This window comes from Hymenobacter elongatus (assembly GCF_004745955.1).
Classification (GTDB): Bacteria; Bacteroidota; Bacteroidia; order Cytophagales; family Hymenobacteraceae; genus Hymenobacter; species Hymenobacter elongatus.
The window spans coordinates 1-2059 of record NZ_SRLD01000092.1; the positions used below are offsets into that span (position 1 = coordinate 1).

Sequence of the window (2059 nt, forward strand, 5' to 3'; positions counted from 1 at the left end):
AACCCGGCTGATGTAGAGACGCGTATTCGCGTCTTGTCGGCCGCGCCGCCTGCACGGTTTCGTTCAACGATGAGACGCGACTACGCGTCTCTACATCGGGTGTCTACGGTTCGCGAAACCGCTATATGAACACGGTCGGAATAAAATCATCAGGGAAAAAGCACGCCGCGAAGTGGAACATATTATCCTGTCAGCTACCACTCAAATTGAGCGGAACAGTGAAGCTTTTGACCTTCTTACGGGTGATAATGGCACTGATGATTTTTCCCGAGCCATCATGTACGACGAGTTTAAGAAGCCTCGGTATTTTGGCGGTGATATGGCCGATTTCCTGAAAAGGCTAAAAGTGCTTATACAGAATATGGAATAGCAACCTCTGGCCCCATCTTGCCCATCTGGCGCGAGTTTAGGCGCAGCCGTAACTCGTGACCAGCCATCGTGTGGAGGTTGTACTTCCACTGCCGCGCCAGCTGCAAGCCGGCACCGCGCCGCCTGGAGCAATCCGGGTGGCGTACTCGTTCTACCGGGGCAGACGCAGCCTCCCGGCATGGCGGGGCGCGAGATACGGCTGCGCCTACATTCGAACCAGTAGAGAGGGGTAACAGCAGAACCTAAATACCCACAAGTGGGTATTGCGGCCGGAAAAGTAGCAAGGTAATTTTGCCTTATATTCCTGAAGTGCCCCCCAATGGTTGGTCCCGTCACTTCTGGCAGTAGCAACCTTACTAATTCTGTGGATCATGCCCCCTTACCGACTGTTGCTAAGCGCAGGACTCTGTTTTCTATTCCTTTTGGGAGGATGCAAAAAAGAGGAGTCCGCTGACCCCTCCTCCTCATCTTCCTGCGCAACCCCGCTCACCTTTGACGTAGGCATGGATGGTGCCGGCAGCATTCTGGTGTATAATGTAAATGGCGGCACTGCTCCCTACACGTATGCCGTGGCAAAGCAATCCTACCAAACGAGTGAGGTGTTCAACGGGCCATATGCCGATGGCTCGTATCCGGTGTCGGTGCGCAGTGCCAGTGGCTGTGAAACAACGAAAGTGATACCGCTAAGCCGCACGATGTCCATCTGTATTGCCAGCCCCAACAAGCAGCTGCTAACCAACGGGACTACCAAAGCATGGAAGCTTATGGGACGTACCGCCTATGAAGCCTCTGGTGCGATACGAGAAGATACGCCTACCGCTTCTGGTTCCACTATCAACTATGTCTACAATGTAAACGGGCAGTGTACGTTCGATAATTGGGAAACCGTTGGTACTACCAGTCGCACCCAGGTGCCCGTATCTCCTCTTACTGCTGTCACGGAATCGTATTGCCCTACTACCGCTAGTGCAAACATCCGGGTTTGGGGTGAAAATTGCACCATTGACGTATTGACGGCTACTTCGCTTAAGATCAGACTGTTTAGCAATCCTGGCTACATCGTTTTTACCTTTGTTGCCAAATAGCAAACCGTAGTGTCATCCTACCATTGACGGCAAAGGGGGGCCGCCTGCGTTACTGCAGGCGGCCCCTTTGCCGTCAATGGCAGCTGTTGCGTGGTTACCCGACTCGCCCCAACTGGGGCGAGTTTAACGAGGCGTAACTAGTGCCGCGGCACGGTGTGGAGGTTTTACCTCCCCTGCCGTGCCAGCGCCCCCCCCCCACTGGCGCGAGTTTAGGCGCAGCCGTAGCTCGTGACCAGCCATCGGCTGGGGATTGTATCGCCACTGCCGCGCCAGCGGCAAGCTGGTACCGCGCCGCTGGAAGCACTCTTTTTGAAGCTGTTCAGGAAGTCGCCAAAATCAATTAGAACGTGATGCTTCATCTAGCGTCCGCGCAGCCGAAGCATCACGTTCTTTGACTTTCTAAACAGCTTCTTTGTCATCTATTTTAAAATAGATTAGAATAGATTACCAAAAGGAAAACAGATGTGGTAATCTATTTGGGGCTTAGGAAGAAGGAGTCAAGAAAATGGGCGTAACTTCCTGTTATGCAGCTTGCTAACCGCTACTATAAGTGCAGCAAAATTTCGACCCTTAAATTTCGCTATTTGCTGCGCCTGTTTGCCCTG

Annotated in this window: 2 protein-coding genes; both read left to right on the forward strand. The window is 52.8% G+C overall.

What is annotated here, in order from left to right; genetic code table 11:
- Positions 1-172 precede the first annotated feature (172 nt).
- A complete protein-coding gene (locus E5J99_RS21695) occupies positions 173-370 on the forward strand; it encodes a hypothetical protein (protein WP_210114505.1) in 198 nt (65 codons plus the stop codon).
- Between the two features lie 370 nt (positions 371-740).
- A complete protein-coding gene (locus E5J99_RS20825) occupies positions 741-1454 on the forward strand; it encodes a hypothetical protein (RefSeq protein ID WP_167852277.1) in 714 nt (237 codons plus the stop codon).
- Positions 1455-2059 lie beyond the last annotated feature (605 nt).